At 54.7% G+C, this 19,086-nt stretch carries 12 protein-coding genes; 9 read left to right on the forward strand and 3 right to left on the reverse strand.

The annotated features are described in order from the left end of the window. Nucleotides 1–164 precede the first annotated feature (164 nt). Nucleotides 165–2,723, forward strand: a complete 2,559-nt coding sequence (locus G477_RS21050; RefSeq protein ID WP_084406298.1) for an S-layer homology domain-containing protein — start codon at nucleotides 165–167, stop codon at nucleotides 2,721–2,723. A gap of 931 nt (nucleotides 2,724–3,654) precedes the next feature. On the opposite strand, the gene thrB is transcribed toward G477_RS21050, so the two are convergent. From thrB to G477_RS0115860, 3 genes are read right to left on the reverse strand one after another with little or no spacing between them, the layout of a single operon-like run. After that, entirely contained in the window at nucleotides 3,655–4,587 is a 933-nt protein-coding gene (thrB, locus tag G477_RS0115850) for a homoserine kinase (RefSeq protein ID WP_026698748.1), read from the reverse strand. Further along, a complete protein-coding gene (gene thrC / locus G477_RS0115855) occupies nucleotides 4,584–5,648 on the reverse strand; it encodes a threonine synthase (protein WP_026698749.1) in 1,065 nt (354 codons plus the stop codon). The genes thrB and thrC overlap by 4 nt, the downstream gene beginning before the upstream one ends. Next, nucleotides 5,648–6,949, reverse strand: coding sequence for a homoserine dehydrogenase (locus tag G477_RS0115860; RefSeq protein WP_026698750.1), 1,302 nt, complete (start codon nucleotides 6,947–6,949; stop codon nucleotides 5,648–5,650). Before G477_RS0115860 ends, thrC begins: the two co-directional genes overlap by 1 nt. 202 nt (nucleotides 6,950–7,151) lie before the next feature. On the opposite strand from G477_RS0115860, the gene G477_RS0115865 reads away from it, so the two are divergent. From G477_RS0115865 to G477_RS19955, 8 genes are all read left to right on the forward strand, one after another. After that, nucleotides 7,152–8,075, forward strand: coding sequence for an acetamidase/formamidase family protein (locus tag G477_RS0115865; protein WP_026698751.1), 924 nt, complete (start codon nucleotides 7,152–7,154; stop codon nucleotides 8,073–8,075). A gap of 531 nt (nucleotides 8,076–8,606) precedes the next feature. Beyond that, nucleotides 8,607–10,223, forward strand: a complete 1,617-nt coding sequence (locus G477_RS0115870; protein WP_026698752.1) for a GGDEF domain-containing response regulator — start codon at nucleotides 8,607–8,609, stop codon at nucleotides 10,221–10,223. A gap of 2 nt (nucleotides 10,224–10,225) precedes the next feature. Beyond that, nucleotides 10,226–11,263, forward strand: a complete 1,038-nt coding sequence (locus G477_RS0115875; RefSeq protein WP_026698753.1) for a HEAT repeat domain-containing protein — start codon at nucleotides 10,226–10,228, stop codon at nucleotides 11,261–11,263. A 3-nt stretch (nucleotides 11,264–11,266) separates the two neighbouring features. Further along, nucleotides 11,267–12,682, forward strand: coding sequence for a glycosyltransferase family 2 protein (locus G477_RS0115880; protein ID WP_026698754.1), 1,416 nt, complete (start codon nucleotides 11,267–11,269; stop codon nucleotides 12,680–12,682). 18 nt (nucleotides 12,683–12,700) lie between these two features. Beyond that, nucleotides 12,701–13,057: a response regulator transcription factor gene (locus G477_RS0115885; protein WP_026698755.1), complete on the forward strand. Its 357-nt coding sequence runs from the start codon at nucleotides 12,701–12,703 to the stop codon at nucleotides 13,055–13,057. Then, entirely contained in the window at nucleotides 13,058–15,889 is a 2,832-nt protein-coding gene (locus tag G477_RS19950) for an ATP-binding protein (RefSeq protein WP_035212202.1), read from the forward strand. 970 nt (nucleotides 15,890–16,859) lie between these two features. Next, the gene (locus G477_RS0115900) at nucleotides 16,860–18,380 is read left to right on the forward strand and encodes a cryptochrome/photolyase family protein (protein WP_026698757.1); all 1,521 of its coding nucleotides are present in this window, start codon (nucleotides 16,860–16,862) and stop codon (nucleotides 18,378–18,380) included. Then, on the forward strand, nucleotides 18,380–19,072 hold the full coding sequence (locus G477_RS19955; RefSeq protein WP_051288132.1) for a DUF429 domain-containing protein: 693 nt from the start codon (nucleotides 18,380–18,382) through the stop codon (nucleotides 19,070–19,072). The genes G477_RS0115900 and G477_RS19955 overlap by 1 nt, the downstream gene beginning before the upstream one ends. Nucleotides 19,073–19,086: the final 14 nt, after the last annotated feature.

A 19,086-nucleotide genomic window follows, 5' to 3' on the forward strand; every position in this document is an offset into this window, starting at 1 on the left:
CTGATCACATGAAGTTATCAGGTGCTTTTCTATTTTCTCAGAAAAGCATTTGACTTTTCAGTTAAATCATCTTACACTTTACGAAACCGGTTTCAAAACATGAAAACCTTTTCTTTTTCGATCGAAACGAAACCGGTTTCGATTTCATATTCAGGAGGGGTAGGATGAAAAAAGCAGCGGGAATTACGGCAGTGACAGCAGCCGCTTTGTTAATGCAGATGCAGGGCGCAGCAGCAGAGGAAGAGTGGGAGCTGATCTGGGAGGATCAGTTTGAGGGGGACAGCCTGAACGAATCGAAGTGGAACTATGACATCGGCAACGGTTTCTACGACGGCGACGAGTGGATTGACGGGTGGGGAAACAATGAATCCCAGTCTTATCAGCAGGATAATGTTACCGTAGAGGACGGAAAACTCGTCATTGAAGCGAGAGAAGAACAGGTCAGCGACGAATACGGGGAGTATGACTACACGTCCGGAAAAATTCATACCGAAGGACTTTTCAGTCAAGCATACGGTAAGTTCGAAGCTTCCATCAAGCTGCCGGAAGGGCAGGGTTTCTGGCCGGCATTCTGGATGATGCCGGAAGAAGATATCTATGGTGGATGGGCAGCCTCCGGTGAAATTGATATCATGGAAAACCGCGGATCGGAAACAGACGAGGTCGGTGCAGCAATTCACTACGGCGATGTCTGGCCGCACAATACGTATTCCGAGCAGCCGTATCAGTTTCCGGAAGACGGTTCGACAACGGAGTTCAATACATACGGTATTGAATGGGAGCCTGGTGAAATCAGGTGGTACGTCAATGATGAGATTTATTCCGTAAAAGACGAGTGGCACACCGAAGGCGTTGATTTCCCTGCCCCGTTTGATCAGGAGTTCCACCTGATCCTCAATCTGGCGGTCGGCGGCTGGTACGGCGGTGAGCCGGATGAGACGACGGAATTCCCGGCGCAGATGGAAGTAGACTATGTCAAAGTGTATGAAGATGCAAATGCTGAGTATGAAACGGGTACACCGCCGGAAGAAACCGATGAAGAAGAGGCGGACGAACCAGACGAATCCGAAGAAGCTGGGCCGGGTATCGATCCGGATCTCGATTGGGAAGAAGTCGGTAGCAACCTTGTAGAAGACGGCTCGTTCACGTCGACGGACAGCTTCGGTGATCCGGACAACCGCGAGCTTTGGAGCACCTTCAGTATGGGGGAGCATGATTCCAGCGGTGGTATTGCAGAATTCACACGCACCGAGCCGGGCATTCAGGCTGAAATCACCCAGGTAGGCTGGGCGTGGTGGCACATGCAGCTGATGCAGGAACTCGAGGTGGACGAGGCAGGCGTCTATCGCCTTTCCTTTGACGCTTCTTCCGAGGAAGCACGAACCATACGTGCGGAACTCGTCGACAGCGGAGCTGAGATCATGTCCTTCGAGCTGGACGAAGAAACAAACACCTATGAAGGTTACGTGGAAGTGGAGGAAAGCGGCAGCTTCGATTTGATGTTCGGTCTCGGCCGGGATGACGAAGAAGGGGACGAAGAGCTGGATGTTCCTTACCTTGTCTATCTCGACAACATCAGCTTCACCCGAGTGGAAGCAGAAGGGCATGAAGCCGGGGAACCGGAAGAAGATACTGGATCCGCACCGGTACTCGATGATGCCGAGGAGTGGGTACCTGCCGGCAGCAGTATCATCACCGACGGCAGTTTCTCGGAGACCGAGAACTTCGGTCACCCGGATGACCGTTCTACGTGGAACGTGTTCGGTCTTGGAGAGTATGAGGACGGAGCTGGTCTGGCCGAAGCGTCTGTGACAGAAAACGGCGTGGCCATGGAAGTGCTGCAGGAAGGCTGGGCATGGTGGCACATTCAGCTGCTGCAGGAAGTCGATCCAGAAGCTGGCGTGTACGAACTGTCTTTTGATGCTTCTTCAGAAGAAGCACGGGTGATTCGAGCGGAATTGGTCAACTCCGGCGCCGATATCATCGAATTCGATATTGACGAAGACACGTCGATATATGAGGCCTTGGTTGAGGTCGACGAGAGCGGAAACTTCGATCTCATGTTTGGCCTTGGCAGAGAGGAAGAGGAGGACGAGCGCGAGGTGCCTTATACCGTTACGCTGAACAACATCAGCCTGACACCGATGCAGCCGGCAGAAGAAGAGGAGGAGGAACCTTCTGAACCGACTGATCCAGCGGAGCAGACCTTTACAGATGTCCCAGAGAACCACTGGGCAGCGGGCTACATCGCGCAGCTGGCTGACGGAATGATTATTGAAGGATATGGAAATGATCTTTTCGGTCCGGAAGACAGCGTCAACCGTGGCCAGTTTGCAGCAATGCTCGTTCGCGCGATGGAGCTGGATACAGCGTCCGGCAGCCACAGCTTCACGGATGCGGACGGGGAGTTTGAGGACTATATCGCAGCCGCAGCAGAAGCAGAACTCGTGCAGGGTCGTCCAGATGGCACATTCGGTACAGAAGAGACTATCACGCGTCAGGATATGGCGATCATGCTGGTGCGCGCGCACGGACTGCAGACCTCAGAGGACGCTTCGCTACACTATGCTGATACCAATGCGGTCCATCCAAGTGCAGTGCCTTCCGTAACAGCAGCAACCGAAGCAGGACTGCTGGAAGGACGAGGACAGAACAGATTCGAACCAACAGAAGCGATGACTAGAGCAGAAGCAGCGAAAGTCGTGTTTGGTGTAATGGACTGATTTAGACTGTCATAGGTAAGAGGCGGGGAGTTCCCCCGCCTCTTTTTACATGATAGGAATGTATAAGTTTCCATACAGAGTGACGGCGCAGCCGGGGACCGACAGAGCTTTGGTCACTGGCGGTTCGAGTTCAGGGGGGAGGGAGCGGGTGGCGGGTTCGGTCAAAGCGCCGTTTTCTGAGTCACAGCGTCCGTCGGGCTTCGTTTAACGTCCGCTGCGCTCCTTTGAGTGACCGCCCGGGCCGCAGCGGCCGCTGTGCGCATCGCAGCGTCGGCGGACGAAATCCCAGCGTCCGAGAGCAGCCTCGGAGTGACCGCTCCGGCGCTGCGAGCGTCCGAGCTGCACCTAGAACACGGACGTTGAAGTTCCTCACCTTCCTTTCCGGTCAAAAAACTGCCTGGACCAGGCCGAGGAGGCTGAATAAATGGGAAAATAGATCATTGAGGGAAACAAGAAGTCTCATGCTTCCGTCAACAACCTATCGTACGCGCCGTTCAGATCAAAAGGTGCTTCGCACGTTTGTCCTGGTACAGATTCGAGTGTCCGCCCGGACGGTCGGTACGTCCGCTGGTGCCCGCCGAGTGACCGCTCTGCTTTCCTGAACGTCCGCCCAGCCTCGGAGTGTCGGCTTTTCTCGTCTGAGCGACCGCTCCTGAGAGCGCAGCGTCTGCCCGTGCTCTCGGAGTGACCGCGGGCGCCTACGATCCGTCCGTTCCGGCGCCCCCTCCCCATCTCGCAGACCCTTTTGAATCGGGTTCAGTCACCAGCCACTCTCGGAAAAGCGGGCTTCGTTCGATGCAGCGAACACGAACGCTGTCTCCACGTTCCGGTATTCATTGAAAAACCAGCATACACAAAGACAAAAAGGGACGCCTCCAGCTCTGGAGACGTCCTTTTCTATCGTTATTCTTCCTGATCCGATCTTCGGCCTCTATCGGCGGGCAGCCAGGGGAAAGGAAGCCGCAGCTTCCAGCACCTCCACCTGTGAACCGGCTGCATCTACGTGAACCTGTTCTACCGCCTGTTCCTGATAATGGGAGCGCAGCTGCAGTTTCACTTCTTTTCCTTTTCCTTGCGGGACGAAGAACAGAATGATCGGCCCTGCGCCGCTCAGCGTGGCGCCGTAGACCGGCAGTTCGTCCATCAGCAGTTCGGCACGCTGCCATTCAGGAATCGAAGGCTGACGGTACGGTCGGTGGAAGAGGTCTTTTTTCATGACTTCGCCGGCGAGTTTCCAGTTGTCCTGCATGATCGCGGCAACGAGCACATTGGAGACACTGCTGGCGGCAACCGCGGATTTGTAGGAGAATCCTTCCGGCAGCGTGTCCCGTGATTCCTTCGTGCTCAGTTCGTAATCCGGAATGACGGCGACAAGGTCCACGTTCGGAACGCCGGCATGCACCAGGTACGTGTCCTCTTCAAACTGACTGCCGATGACGAGGCCGCCGTAAATGGAAGGAACGACGTTATCCGGATGGCCTTCGTACAGGCTCGCCCAGTGGGCTTTGTCTTCCAACGTCATCTCCAGATCACAGAGACGGTCAACCAGCTCGATACCGGCGACAATAGCCGTAGCACTGGAACCGAAGCCCCGGGAGAGCGGAATGTCACTTTCCATGTGTACGCGGGCTGCAGGAAGAGCAACGTCGTATTTCTCGGCGACCCATTCTGCAATAATGTAGATTAAGTTTTCTTTCCCGGTTGGAATGCCGTCGAGATGTCCAGGTTCGCCGGAAAAAAGCCATTCGTCTGCAGGTTCAGCATACAGCGTCAAGTAGCGGTTCAGCGCCATTCCGACGGAGTCAAAACCGGGTCCCAGGTTCGCTGTGCTTGCCGGTACTTTGATTTTCCATTGTCTGCTCATGTCGATTTCACCCGCCCTAACATATGATCGAATACGACCTGCTCATCGTTCGGAAGCTTCACTGGCTTGAGGGTCGCCGTGTTAATCGCTGTGTCGGGATCTTTTAAGCCGTTACCCGTCAGAACCGACACGACGCGGGATCCTTTGGCAATCTCCCCTGTTTCGAGCTGCTTGATCAAACCGGCCACGGAAGCCGCGGAAGCCGGTTCGGCAAAGACGCCTTCTTCGGAAGCGAGCAGTTTATACGCTTCGATGATCTGATCGTCCGTCACGTAGTCAATCGCTCCGCCGGATTCGCGGGCGGCGCTGACGGCTTTGTCCCAGCTGGCCGGGTTGCCGATGCGGATTGCTGTGGCCAACGTCTCCGGCGCATCAATGATTTTATCTTTGACGATGGCCGCGGACCCTTCGGCTTCAAAGCCGCGCATCTGCGGAAGGCCGCTCTGCTTGGCGTCATGGTACTCCTTGAATCCCTGCCAGTACGCCGTGATGTTCCCGGCGTTGCCTACCGGAATCGTCAGGACATCGGGCGCCGTCCCGAGTGCGTCAACAATTTCAAATGCTGCGGTTTTCTGGCCTTCGATCCGGTGCGGATTAACGGAATTGACGAGCGAGATCGGGGACTGCTTTTCCAGGTTTCTCACCATCTGCAGCGCGTTGTCGAAGTTGCCTTCGATACTGACGATCTCAGCGCCATAGACGACGGCCTGCGCGAGTTTGCCCATGGCAATCTTCCCGTCAGGAATGACGACGAGGCAGCGCATTTTCGCCTGTGCTGCGTAGGCGGCTGCAGCGGCGGATGTGTTTCCGGTGGAGGCACACATGATCGCTTCGCTTCCGGCTTCTTTCGCCTTGGCTACTGCCATCACCATGCCGCGGTCTTTAAAGGAACCTGTCGGGTTGGCACCATCGTATTTTACGTAATGTTCGATGCCGAATTTTTCGGATAGGTGCCTCATCGGCAGAAGGGGTGTATTGCCTTCGTGGAGAGACAGCATCGGCGTTTCCTCTGTCACCGGCAGGTATTCTTTGTATTTTTCCAGTAGTCCACGCCACAGCATTAGTTCATTTCCCCTTCCGTCCGGTAACTGCTTTTCACTTCTGCTACTACGTCTTCGTTTTGGAGCCGCTCGAGGACATTGTCATAATCGGTGCGGGATACCTCGTGGGTTACGATGATGATCTCCGCCAGCTTTCCTTCATTCAACGGCACCTGCAGAATTTTCTCCAGGCTGATGTTGTTTTCGTGGAACATCGCCGTCAGGTTGGCGAACGTGCCCGGGATATCCTTTGCATGAATGCGCAGGAAGTACTTTGAGCGGATCTCGTCCTTGTTTTTCAACTGCTTCTTGTGCTGCGGGAGTACCACAGAATTGCCGCTTACGCCTAAACGCTTGTTTTTCAGCACTTCGACGAGGTCGGAGACAACCGCCGTTGCTGTCGGCAGCTTGCCGGCCCCCGGTCCGTAGAACATCGTTTCACCCACGGCTTCTCCGTACACGTACACCGCGTTGAACTCGTCATCGACGGAGGCGAGCGGATGGGAGTGAGGCACGAGCGTCGGCTGGACGCTGACTTCCACTTTGTTGTCGACGCGGTTCGCAATCCCGACAAGCTTCATCGTATAGCCGAGCTGCTTGCTGTAGGCAAGGTCTTCGCTCGTAATTTTCGTGATCCCTTCGACGGATACATCATCGAGGTCCAGGTTCATGGAAAAACCGAGGGTACCGAGAATCGCAATTTTACGGGCTGCATCGAGCCCTTCCACATCGGAAGTCGGGTCTGCTTCGGCATAGCCGAGTGCCTGTGCTTCTTTCAGCACCTCTTCATAAAGACGGCCTTCCTTGCTCATCTTCGTGAGGATATAGTTGGTCGTGCCGTTGACGATCCCCATCATTTTGGTAATCCGGTCAGAGGCAAGCCCTTCGACAATCGTCCGCAGAATCGGGATACCGCCGGCAACGCTTGCTTCATAAAAAAGGTCAGCGCTGTGCTTGTTGGCCGTCTCCAGCAGCTCACTGCCGTAGACCGCCATAACATCTTTGTTGGCAGTGACGACATGTTTACCGTTCTCCAGCGCCTGCTTCATGTAGTCGCGGGCCAGTTCCATACCGCCCATCACTTCGACGACAGCATCGATCTCGTCGTCCTGCAGAATGTCGTCAATCCGGTCGGTCAGCTTCTCTGCGTGGAGAACGTTTCCACGGTCTTTGTCGAGATCACTGACCAGCACCTTTTTCACTTTGACTGCAGCACCGATCTGATGCGCTAATTTATCCTGATGCTGCTCGATGATTTCGAGTACCCCTGTACCTACTGTACCGAATCCGAGCAGTCCTACGTTCATAACTTCCTTTACCATGTCAAAATCCTCTCCTGCCTGTCTACGTTTAAAGAACAAATGTGTTTGTATAAAGGACATTATAGAGGGCTTTTTCCGTAAACACAACCATCATCGAGGAAAAAGAAGCAGAAAATTCATGTATACGCTTTCTTTCAGAAAAGTGCGCCGATTATGGTAAAATGCAGGGGGATTCACACGAAGATTTCAGGAGGGGTAAACGATGAAACATACAATTCATTCACACCAGAACCATGTCACGTGGGATAACGCGATTCCACCCGTACACGAGATCGATCCGGGAGAGAAGCTGCGTTTCGAGGTGCAGGACGCTTCGAACGGTCAATTGTCTTACCGGTCCACGGCAGCCGATGTAGCGGCACTCGATTTTGGCCAGGTGAACCCAGTGAATGGGCCGGTCTATGTAAAAGGAGCACAGCCCGGAGATACGCTGGAGGTCCACATCGAGAACTTCGGTCCGCAGAGCTGGGGCTGGACGGCGGTGATTCCTGGATTCGGGCTGCTGCATGAAGCGTTCCCTGATCCTTATTTGAAAACGTGGGACCTCTCCGGCGGCAGGGCTCAGTTCACTGATGGGATCGAGATTCCGATCGCTCCGTTCCCCGGCACAATCGGCACCGCGCTGCCGGAGCCCGGGGCGCACAGCATCGTACCGCCGCGGAAAAACGGCGGCAACATGGACATCCGCCACCTGACGCGGGGGACGAAGCTGTATCTGCCTGTATGGACAGAAGGCGCTCTGTTTTCTGTCGGAGATACCCACGCGGCTCAAGGGGATGGGGAAGTGTGCGGCACGGCAATCGAAGCTCCGATGGACATCGATCTGTCGTTCAAGCTGCATAAAGGCAAACAGATCGCCGAACCGCAGTTTGAAACGCCGGGACCGCTGCATCACACCTCCTCAGGGAAAGGGTTCTATGTGACGACCGGACACGCAGAAGACCTGCTGACCGCCGTAAAAAAAGCGATCGAGTATATGATTGAGCATATCACGACCACCTACAGACTATCGGATGTCGAAGCCTATGCTCTCTGCAGCGTCGCTGTCGACTTGAAAATCAGCGAAGTCGTCGATATGCCGAACCACCTCGTCAGCGCGTATCTGCCCTTGGATATCTTCAAATAACCGGATGGTCCCGTGTGCGTTGTCAGCTTGATAAGGGACAAGGTGGTTGAAGGAGCTGCATCTGCAGCTCCTTTTGCTGCGTCCACCGATTCCTTCCGGAGCATCCGGGAGGACCTTCCTGCCTCCTTGGTGCGCTGACGTGCTCCAGCATAAATAACCGAAGCGTGTGCTTGTTTCGGAGAACAATCGAAACAGTGGGGCCGCCGGGACCAACACCCCGACGGAAATGCAGCGGAGCACAAGGTTTCCTTTGAAAATCGTGCGGAGCATGCTGTTCGGCCTATAAGGCGCACTTCGCTCCCGATCCGGTGTTCCCTCGGATGCACGTCGTTCAGTATGAAAGATTATGGTACTTTTCACCTAACCAAAGAGGCTTCTTTCCGACGAGAATGTGTAAAAATAACTTTTTTCTCTACGGGCTTGCAAAGTTCTTTTTGCTTACATAAAAAATAGGGTAACATGAAGATTAGGAAAAACGTCGTTAAGGAATAGGGAAAGAAGGAAGAGAGGATGCAAGGGGCGTGACGTTAGATGGAAAAGTATCAGAAGATGATTTACGACCGCATTCGTAAAACGATGCGGCAGTGGAATGAAGAAGAAGAAATCAGAGAAAATGAGCTCTACCGTTTTTTTCATAACATCAAAGGCACTGCCGGTACCATCGGCATGCAGGAAGTTCATGACATTGCGGCTGTGCAGCTGGACAGCCTGGAAGAAGGCAGCGAGTCGTACTGGAGCAGGGAAGAGTGGCGCCGGGCGATGGTGCCGCTGCTTCCATATGTAGACGATCCCGAGCAGGAAGAGACATTGATGGAGGAAGTCGGCAGTGTGCAGGAACCATCCGAGGATACGCCGTTGCTCCTGATCATCGACGACGACGTGGAGTTTGTTACGTACTTAAAAGACCTCGTGGAAGGAAGCGGGTACCAGGCGCTCGTCGCGATGAACGGCGAAAAAGGAGTCGAGCTCTACTACGAATTGAACCCGCGGATGCTCATCCTGGACTACAATCTCCCGGACACCGACGGGCTGAAAATTCTGCAGCAGATCATGGATAAGGCGAAGCAGGATTTCACACCGGTTGTGATGCTGAGCGGAGAGGCAGGAACAGAAGCCAAGATTCGCTCCTATGAACTCGGGGCGTCCGATTTCATCAGCAAACCGATCAACCACCGCCTGTTCTTCCCCTTTATCCAGAACCGTCTGGATACACAGGAACGCATCTGGCAGTCCTCCCTGCAGGACGAACTGACCGGTGCGAAAAACCGCAAGTTCCTCGACGGCGAGCTGGAAGCACTTAACTATAAGCTGGGCCGTGGAGATGGAGGTGGGTTCACCTTGATTCTCTGCGACCTGGATCATTTTAAAAAGATCAACGACAACTTCGGCCACACGGCAGGGGATCGTGCACTGCGGCATTTCGTCAAAACGGTGATGTCGTTTATCCGGCCGGGGGACACTACTGCCCGCTACGGCGGGGAGGAATTCGCCCTCGTCCTGCCGGAATCGAGTGAGGAGAATGCGCTCCAGGTCATCGAGCGGATTCAGCAGGCACTAAAAGATCACCCTGTACCGGATTACCCGGAAGTGGAGCTTCGTTTTTCAGCGGGCATCCGTGCTGTCACCGAGAGCGGCACGTCCGCGGAGAGGCTTCTGGAAGAAGCAGACCGGGCCATGTACGCAGCCAAGCATCAAGGAAGGGACCGGGCAGTTCTTTTCCACGAAGGGCTGAGCGCCGTGAAAGAAACAGCGCTGCTGCATGTGATTATTGTCGACGACGATGACGTAGTCCGGGAAATGATGGAGCAGTACATGAAGCGGAGGCAGGAGATCGGGGGTCATCCAGTGCGGTTCCACAGCTACCCTGATGGACGGGCGTTCGTGGAGGACGACTGGTACCGGGAAGGCGACTATTACTTCCTGCTCCTGGACGGCATGATGCCGAGGATGGACGGGCTGGAAGTGCTTCAGCATCTCCGGCTCCACTACAGCACCGACCGGATCCTGGTCTCGATGCTGACAGCAAGAAAAGGAGAAAAAGACATCGCGCGGGCGCTTCAGCTTGGCGCAGATGATTACATGGCGAAACCATTCCGCGTCCGCGAAGTCTTTGCGCGTATGGAACGTCTGGTGAAGAGGGTGTTTTAACGATGATATGGGCGTTCTGGCTCGCGGGTATTTTTTTCGTGCTGCAGCTCGTGCTGCTCATGTATCTACTGCTGTCAAAATCGATGGAACTCCGCTTCCAGCACCGTCTTGATAGCCTGTATAAAGAAAAACTGCCGGAATTCACGGCGTATTTCAGCGGCGCCTCTACGACGCCTCCCCGTCTGCCGACGGAAAAGCGGTTGTATCAGGAACTGCTGCAGCAGGTGCTGAGCGGGGTGACGAGCGTTACCCAGGACTCTACGGAACAGGAACAGGCAAGGGTGTACGCAGAAGAAAAGCTGCAGCCGGTTTATGAACGGAAGCTCCAGCGCGGCACGTGGGCGGACAGAATGAATGCTCTCTTTTATATTGAAGATTTCCGGATGAACGCGATGGCGGCACAGGTAGAAGCCCACTCGAAACAGCTGTCGCAGGAGGAGGAAGAGTACCACCAGGCCCTGCGGACGCTCGCGGTGCTTGATTCAGACCGTCTGATACCGATGCTGACAGAACTAAGGCAGGTGAATATTCCGTTTGTTAAAGAAGTCTACCGGCGGATGTCCATGGAGAAACTCCGGGATCTCTCCCTGCAGCTGGAGAAGCAGCACCCACAGCATGATCTGCTGCGGCAGGCGCTCTACGTGCATGCGGGAGAAATCAGCTGGACCGACCTGCTTCCGGAAGTAGAGGCTGCACTGGAAGAGGAGGACAAAGAAGTGCGGCTGAAAGCGATGCGTGCCCTTCTCTCTTTTCAGTATGTAAGCAGTCCAGAGAAGGTCCGTGCCTTTTTTCAGTCGCCGCACTGGGAAGAGAGAATGTATGCCTGCAAGGTGGCTTCGGCACTGAATCAGGAATCCTGGCGCCAGGATTTGATGCGCTGCCTCGGGGATCAGGTGTGGTGGGTCCGGTCTGCTGCTGCAGAAACCATCCGCTCCTTTTCAGACGGAGATATTATGCTTGAATATGCACGCACCTCGCATGAGGATAAATTCGCCAGAGATATGGCAGAACAACTGCTGTCGATGGAAAAGGAGGTATAGCGGATGGACATCCTTTCCATGCTGATGACCATCGCCGCTGTTGCCATTATTGTTTATATGCTGGCTGTCGGTGGTGTCTACCTGATTCTGTTCTTCCTGGCGGTCCCGCGTGTTTTCCGTGAACGAAAACTCGACAGGAATGAGCCTATTGAAGACATGCTCGAGAGCAGTGATACGTATCCGGTCTCGGTACTGGTACCGGCCTACAACGAAGAACTCGGCGTCGTATCCACGGTGCGCTCTCTTTTGTCTCTGGAGTATCCGGAGTTTGAAGTCATCGTGATTAACGACGGATCGAAGGATGCGACGAGCGAAAAAATGATTGACGCGTTTCAGATGAAACAAGTTTCCATGGCCGTCCGGCAGCATTTTGAAACCGCTGAGATGCAGGCTGTGTACCGTTCGAACGTCTTCCCGCACGTGGTGCTGGTGGAAAAAGCAAACGGCGGCAAGGCGGATGCCCTGAATGCAGGTATCAACGTCTCCCGCTACCCGTATTTTGCGGCAATCGACGGTGATTCGATTCTGGAGCGGGATGCCCTGATGAAAACGATGAAGCCGATTATCGATTCCAACGGACTGGTAACGTGTACCGGAGGGACGGTACGGATTGCCAACGGGTCGACGATCCGCGACAGCGTGGTCGAGCAGATCCGTCTGCCGAAGCAGGCCCCGGCCATCATGCAGATCATTGAGTATTTCCGTGCCTTTCTCATCGGCCGGCTCGGCTTGAGCCGTTTGAACGTTCTTCTTATCATCTCCGGGGCATTCGGCGTGTTTGAAAAAGAACGTGTCGTCCGCGCCGGGGGCTACGAAACGAAGACGGTCGGAGAGGATATGGAGTTGATCGTCCGGCTTCATGCCATGCTGAAGGAAGAGAAGTCGAAGCAGCGGATTGAATACATTCAGGATCCAGTCTGCTGGACCGAGGCGCCGTCGGATATGCGCTCGCTGAAATCGCAGCGCATCCGCTGGCAGAAAGGGCTGTTTCAGACGCTCTGGCGCCATAAATACATGATGCTGAACCCGAAATACAAAGGCGTCGGCTTGTTTTCCATGCCGTACTTCCTGCTGGTGGAACTGCTCAGTTCCGTGTTTGAGCTGATCGGCTATGCCGTTATTATTCTCGCGCTTCTCTTCGGACTGGTTGACCCAACGATTACCATGACGATGATTATTGTCACGATTTTATACGGATCGCTGCTCTCATCCTTGGCGGTTCTTTTGGAAGAATGGACGTACCACAAATATCCGGATACGCTCAGTGTGCTGAAGCTGTACCTCTGGTCGCTCACAGAAACATTCTGGTACCGCCCGTTTATGGTCTGGTGCCGGGTCATGGGAATCATCGCCTTCTTTAAAGGTGGACATTCCTGGGGCCACATGCAGCGCCGCGGAATCAGCAGCCCAGAGCAGTAATGACGAGGAGGAATGAACATGAGTCATATTTTAGTAGCAGATGATGAAGAGATTCTCCGCATGCTGATTGTCGACACCCTCGAAGACCTTGGGCATGACATAGAAGAGGCTGAAGACGGCGGCGAAGCCCTGCAGAAGCTGCAGGAGCAGTCGTTCGATCTGGTCGTGCTCGATTACATGATGCCGGAACGCACAGGGCTGGAAGTACTCCAGTCCCTGCCCGATCAAATCAAAGAAGATACGTTGATCATCATGCTGACTGCCAAGGCGCAGGATGCAGACCGGGAGGCTGCATTGCAGGCAGGAGCCCGTTATTTCGTGGCAAAACCGTTCAGCCCCGGCGAGCTGGAAACCCTCGTAAAGGACGTGCTGTAAATGCGTTTCCGTCCACAAACGAAAAGCATCCGTTCGGAATTTCTATGGAAGTCTGCCGTCTACGTCCTGGGTATCATCATCCTTGGTACCCTCGTGACGCTGTTTATCCTGAACAATCAGCAGGATCATGCAGAAAATCAAGATTATCTGCTGGAAAAAGCCGAAGCCGCGGAAGACGTCGAACAGTCGCTGCAGCAGCTGTTCTATCATGTCCGGGCCTACTACAGCTTCCAGAATCAAACGGATCTTCAAAACATTAATCAGGATATCCGGGAGCTCGAAACGGCGCTTAATACATACCAGGATCTGGATCTGGCCCCCGAAGAGGAGAGCTTCGCCGAGAGTCTCGATACCTTTATGGACACATACGAGAACACGAACCTCCCAGAGGCCATTGCTTTCGTGGAAGCAGATGATTACGAAGGGCTCCGGACCTATGCGAATCAAGGGACCAATCAGCAGATTGACTCGTTGATTGAAGAGGCTTCCGACCTGCGGGAGGCCGTCTTTACGAATCTGCAGGAAGAGTATGATACCGCTATGTCCGAAAGCAATCGGAATATCGTGCTGGCCATGGGGCTCGGCCTGCTCGTCTTTCTTACGATGCTGTTAGGATCCCAGCGTCTCTTAAGCCGGCTCGTCGTTCCGATCGAAGAGTTGACGGCGGCATCGGATGAACTGACGAAAGGCAATGCGGTGAAAGTAGCTGCCGCCTCCAGGGATGATGAAATTGGCGCGCTTGCCCGCTCGTTCGAGACCATGTCGACGACGATGCGCGAAAACGAAGAGGAGCTGCAGGCCCAGAATGAAGAACTTCAGGCGCAGCAGGAAATGCTCGAAGATGCGCTCGATCAGACAGAAAAAGAAAAAAATAAAATTGATCGATACAGCCAGCTCAACCAGACGATGTCGACGAAACTGGATAAAGAGGCGTTTCTTACCTCTATCTTCCGGTATGTCAATGAACTGTATCCGAATGACCGCAGTATTCTGTATCTGCTCGAGGAGAACGACTACCGGGCCATGGGATTGACGAAGCAGGGCATTGCGCAGTGGAAGGAAGCTGACAAGTCCAGCTGGATCACGCGCCTGAAGGAAGAAGCGCACATCCACGTAACGAGAGAAGCGACGCCGGAGGAGAAAGGCATTGCAGATGGAGCGGTACAGGCCCATGATTATTATACGGCGGTAAAAGATGCGAACGGAACCATTTTCGCGCTGTTTGCCTGTACCCGCTTCGGCTACCCGTACACCGAAGAGGACATGGAAGAGATCGAGTCCTTGATGAGTCATATCGCGCTCGGACTGGAACGTTCGGTTGTTTATGAAGAAATCACGCGTGCGCGGAAGCTGAGTCAGGATATTCTCGATAACGTTAATGAAGCGATACAGTTTGTGGATGACGATGGCGCAATGCTGCAGAACAACGATGCGATGGAGGAGCTCCTCACCTACGAAAATACGGCAGAAGCTGTACCTGCAGAGGAATGGATGGGGGAAATGCTCCACCGTGCAGAGGAGGAGCAGGCGCTCGAAGCCTTTTACCGGGCAATGCTCGAACAGGAGACGAAAGAAACGCTCTCCCAGCAGTTTGAGCTTAAAGACGGGAGCCGGGTGATCACCGTGTACGGTACAGCTGTCTATAACGACGACGAACGCGTCGGAACCGTGTTCGTGTACCGCGACATGACCCGCGAGCATGAGCTCGACAAGATGAAGTCTGAACTGGTCAGCACGGTCAGCCACGAGCTGAGAACCCCGCTGTCGAGTGTGCTCGGCTTCACCGAGCTGCTGCTGACGAAGGAATTGAAGCCGGAGCGGCAGAAACGCTACCTCAGTACGATTCATAAAGAAGCCAAGCGGCTGACGAACTTGATCAATGATTTCCTCGATCTACAGCGGATGGAAGCCGGCAGTCAGCCGTATCAGATGGAAGACCTGTCGATGGATGCGGTCGCGATGGATGTCATTTATCAGTTTAAAAACGAGCAGAAGCACCGCCTCTCCTTCGTCGATCAGTCTTACGCGGCGAAAGTGGAAGGGGACCGCGAGCGGCTGTATCAAGTGCTGACCAACCTCGTCAGTAACGCGGTGAAGTTTTCACCGGAAGGCGGAGAAGTAACGATCCACTTCTCGAACAGCGGAAGCGACCTGCTCGTTGCCGTTGAAGACGAAGGGCTCGGCATTCCACCGGAAGCGAAAGATTCTCTGTTTAACAAGTTCCAGCGGATTGATAACAGCGACCGCCGGAATATCGGCGGGACGGGACTCGGCCTCGCTATCTGCAGAGAAATTGTGGAGCGGCACGGGGGAAGAATATGGGTGGAATCAGAAACGGGCCAGGGATCCACGTTTTTCTTCCGTCTCCCGTTGAAACACCAGCAGCAGGCGCGGACCGTGACGACGCCGGAAGGCTACCCGAAAGGGGCCTCCGTCGTCATCGTGGAAGATGACACGAGCCTTGCTCTGCTGCTGTCCGAGGAACTGCGCTCCCACGGATTCCGGGTGATTCATCACCTGAACCCGGAGCATGCGTACCGTGATATCGTCCGCACGGTTCCGGCAGCCGTCGTCGTCGATCTCATGCTCGGAGAAGCAACAGACGGCTGGGACTTGATTCAGCGTCTGAAAGAAGAGCAGACGACGAACGATATCCCGATTATCATCTCGTCTGCGCTCGATCGTTCCGATGAAAAAGTACAGAAATACGGGATTGAGCAGTATTTAACGAAGCCTTATCCTCCGCAGGACTTATCAGCAGCGCTGCTGAAGTCCATTCAGGAAAGCCGCGGCACGGAAAAAGGAGCCATATTATTCCCGGATCACCAATAAGAAGAGAGAAAACACCTGCCGCAGCGTGCGGCAGGTGTTCTTTGGCTGTTGATAACGTTTATCTGTTTGCCTGTTTATTTGTTTCGTTGTATTTCCCCTCTGCTTCCCGGCGGAAGCTTGCCTTTCGCTATTTCTCAGGAAAGACCCCTGAGAAAGGAGCTTCAGGCTGCGCTGATACCACAGGCGTCCCCGCCGGACACGTCAGTGAAGCGGGTCTGCTTATTGGAGAAAGACGTCACGATAGGCAGGCACGACGGCTTTGCTGTTCTCATGGCATGATCGGAATGTATAAGTTTCCATTTAGGGTGACGGCGTAACCGGCTGCACGGGAAGAAAAAAACCTTTTCTTCCCTCGAAGAGCATGCAGCGACGCCGCACGCCGTTCCCGAACAAAAGGTGCTTTGCGCTTTTATTCCAGGAGTACCTCGGCTTTGTACTCAGCTTTTTTAAGAGAGGGAAGGGGCAGCGGACAAACCTTGTTTCTGTTACGAGCGCGCAGCCGGAAAGCACGCTGGTTCCTTCTATTCCGCGGCGGACGGAGCAGGTTTTCTGGCGGTTTGAGCCCTGGGGAAGGAAGCAGGTCGAGTACTTGGCCGAAGCGCCGTTTCCTGAGTCGGAGCGTCCGCCGGGCACCGCTGAACGTCCGCTGCGCTCCTTTGAGTGACCGCCCAACATCGGAACGGCCGTTGGGAGCATCGCAGCGTCTGCGGACGAAGCTGCAGCGACCGAGAACAGCCGCTGAGTGACCGCTCCGGCGCTGCGAACGTCCGAGCCGCGCCCAGATCACCGACGCGGAAGGCCCTCTCCCTCTTTATCCGGTAGAAAATCATGCCCGCACTCTCTCTAAAGGGGATACTGTCGTTCAGGTAAAACCATCGATGGTCCTGACTTTCCCTTGGTGGGACATTTCAGGAGTAGGGCGGAGGGAAAACGGCTAAAGGTAAGAACACACAAAAAGAGGTGATCGAGGATGGCAACGCTGTGGCTCCTCGGCAGCCAATGTTCCTTCCGGCAGCCGTGGTTTGAAGAGATCGATAAAAAGAAGGATCATATTCTGCTGATCGAAGCGCGTTCGCGCTCCACGTGGCAGCAGTATCATAAGCAGAAGCTCGTGCTCGTGTTTTCCATCATGCGTCATTTTAAAGCGGAACTGGAGGAAGCAGGATTCAGCGTGGACTACCGGCAGGGAGATTCGTTCGAGGAAGAGCTGCAGAAACATATTAATCAGTACAAAGCGAAAGAAATTCTCATTCATCAACCTTCCGACCATCGGATGGAGAGGCAGATCCATTCCTGGAAGAACAAACAAAAGGACGTCGACATTCGCATGCAGGAGGAAGGCGGTTTTTTAATCGGCCGCCCGGAGTGGGAGGACCTGTTGCCGGATAACCAGAAATGGCAGATGGATAAGCTGTACCGGAAGTTCCGGACCCGCTTTGATGTGCTTTTGACGAACGAAGGAAAACCGCTCGGCGGCAAGTGGAGTCTCGATGCGGAGAACCGCAAGCCGCCGAAAAAAGGGCTCGATTTCCCGGCACCCGCCTGGCCGGACCAGACGACGATCACGAAAGAGGTGATCGCGGACGTGGAGCAGCATTACACGGAGAATTACGGCAGCATCGACTCGTTCCGCTATCCGGTTACTGCGGACCAGGCGGAAGCATTTCTAGAGGACTTCATCAAGCATCGGCTGCCGACGTTCGGGGACTATCAGGACGCGATGATTCCGAAAGATCCGTTCATGTCCCATTCGATGCTGTCAGCTTCCATCAACATGAACCTGCTCGACCCGCTGGATGTCATCCGGAGGGCGGAAGAAGCATATGAAGACGGCCATGCTCCGCTGAACGCCGTCGAAGGTTTTATCCGGCAGATTCTCGGCTGGCGGGAGTATATCCGTGGTATTTATCTTCGGAAAATGCCCGAGTACCGGAACGTGAATGAACTCGATCATCACCGGGATCTTCCGGACTTTTTCTGGACGGGAGAAACAAAGATGCACTGCATGCAGGACAGCATCGGCTCGGTGATCGAACATGGCTACAGCCATCACATCCAGCGGCTGATGGTGATCGGCAACTTTTCGGTGCTCGCCGGCTTTTCTCCGCAGCAGGTGTCCGACTGGTTTAACGAAATGTACATCGATGCACTCGACTGGGTTGTGCTGCCGAATGTGCTCGGCATGGCGCTCTATGCTGACGGGGGGCTGATGTCGACGAAGCCGTATGTCTCCAGCGGCAACTACATCCATAAAATGAGCCGCTACTGCGGGGACTGCGAATACAGCGTCAAAGACAAATACGGCGAGACCGCCTGTCCGTTCCACTCGCTGTACTGGGATTTCTTAGAACGACAGCGAAGCCGGTTTGAAGAGAATCCACGCATGAAAGTGATGTTCAAACACCTGGATAATCGATCGGAGGAGCAGGTCCAGCAGCAGAAAGAGACGGTGGATCTCGTCTTTGACCGACTGAAGAAAGGAGAGCTGTAATGGCGCGCTGCCTCGGCGTCGACGGCTGCCGCGGAGGATGGGCGGTCGTGACCGCCGAGCAGGGCCGGCTGGTACAGGCAGAAATAGCTGCATCGCTCGCTGCTATTGAGACGGCCGGCGTGGATCGAATCTGGATCGATATGCCGATCGGAATGCCGTCTGCTCGACAGTTCCCGAGGGAAGCGGATGCCGGAGCGAGGCGCCTGCTCGGACCGCGCAGGGCCAGTATTTTTTCAGCGCCGTGCAGGGAGGTGCTGGAGGCAGCCGATTATGAAACGGCCTCCGCCGAGCACCGCCGGCTGACGGGCAAGGGGATCTCGAAGCAGACGTGGAACCTCGTACCGAAAATCCGGGAACTGGCGGCGTGGCATCCGGATGTGCCGGTGTATGAGGCGCATCCGGAGCTGGTGGCTGCAGGACTGGGCGGGGAGCCGATGAAGGCGAACAAGAAAACGGAAGCGGGGCAGGCGGAACGGATCGAACTTCTGAAGGGATCCGATTTCGGTCCGGAGCAGCTGAAGGCGTGGAAACAGGAGTTTGGAGGCCGTGCGGCAGCAGATGACTGGATCGATGCTGCGCTGTTGGCCGTGGCTGCCTCTGATCCGGCGCTGGAGCGGCGGACCGTACCGGAACAGCCGCAGCAGAACGATGCGGGAGAGGACATGGCCATTCATTACAGCATCCGGGGTTGATACAGGGGAACACC

This window comes from Alkalicoccus chagannorensis DSM 18086, from assembly GCF_000429725.1.
GTDB lineage: Bacteria > Bacillota > Bacilli > Bacillales > Salisediminibacteriaceae > Alkalicoccus > Alkalicoccus chagannorensis.

Excerpts from the sequence above, each read along its gene's own strand:
- G477_RS19950 (WP_035212202.1), top strand. The coding sequence starts at position 13,058 with ATGCGTTTCCGTCCACAAACGAAAAGCATCCGTTCGGAATTTCTATGG.
- thrB (WP_026698748.1), bottom strand. The coding sequence starts at position 4,587 with ATGAGCAGACAATGGAAAATCAAAGTACCGGCAAGCACAGCGAACCTG.
- G477_RS0115860 (WP_026698750.1), bottom strand. The coding sequence starts at position 6,949 with ATGGTAAAGGAAGTTATGAACGTAGGACTGCTCGGATTCGGTACAGTA.
- G477_RS0115865 (WP_026698751.1), top strand. The coding sequence starts at position 7,152 with ATGAAACATACAATTCATTCACACCAGAACCATGTCACGTGGGATAAC.
- thrC (WP_026698749.1), bottom strand. The coding sequence starts at position 5,648 with ATGCTGTGGCGTGGACTACTGGAAAAATACAAAGAATACCTGCCGGTG.
- G477_RS0115875 (WP_026698753.1), top strand. The coding sequence starts at position 10,226 with ATGATATGGGCGTTCTGGCTCGCGGGTATTTTTTTCGTGCTGCAGCTC.
- G477_RS0115870 (WP_026698752.1), top strand. The coding sequence starts at position 8,607 with ATGGAAAAGTATCAGAAGATGATTTACGACCGCATTCGTAAAACGATG.
- G477_RS0115900 (WP_026698757.1), top strand. The coding sequence starts at position 16,860 with ATGGCAACGCTGTGGCTCCTCGGCAGCCAATGTTCCTTCCGGCAGCCG.
- G477_RS21050 (WP_084406298.1), top strand. The coding sequence starts at position 165 with ATGAAAAAAGCAGCGGGAATTACGGCAGTGACAGCAGCCGCTTTGTTA.
- G477_RS19955 (WP_051288132.1), top strand. The coding sequence starts at position 18,380 with ATGGCGCGCTGCCTCGGCGTCGACGGCTGCCGCGGAGGATGGGCGGTC.
- G477_RS0115880 (WP_026698754.1), top strand. The coding sequence starts at position 11,267 with ATGGACATCCTTTCCATGCTGATGACCATCGCCGCTGTTGCCATTATT.
- G477_RS0115885 (WP_026698755.1), top strand. The coding sequence starts at position 12,701 with ATGAGTCATATTTTAGTAGCAGATGATGAAGAGATTCTCCGCATGCTG.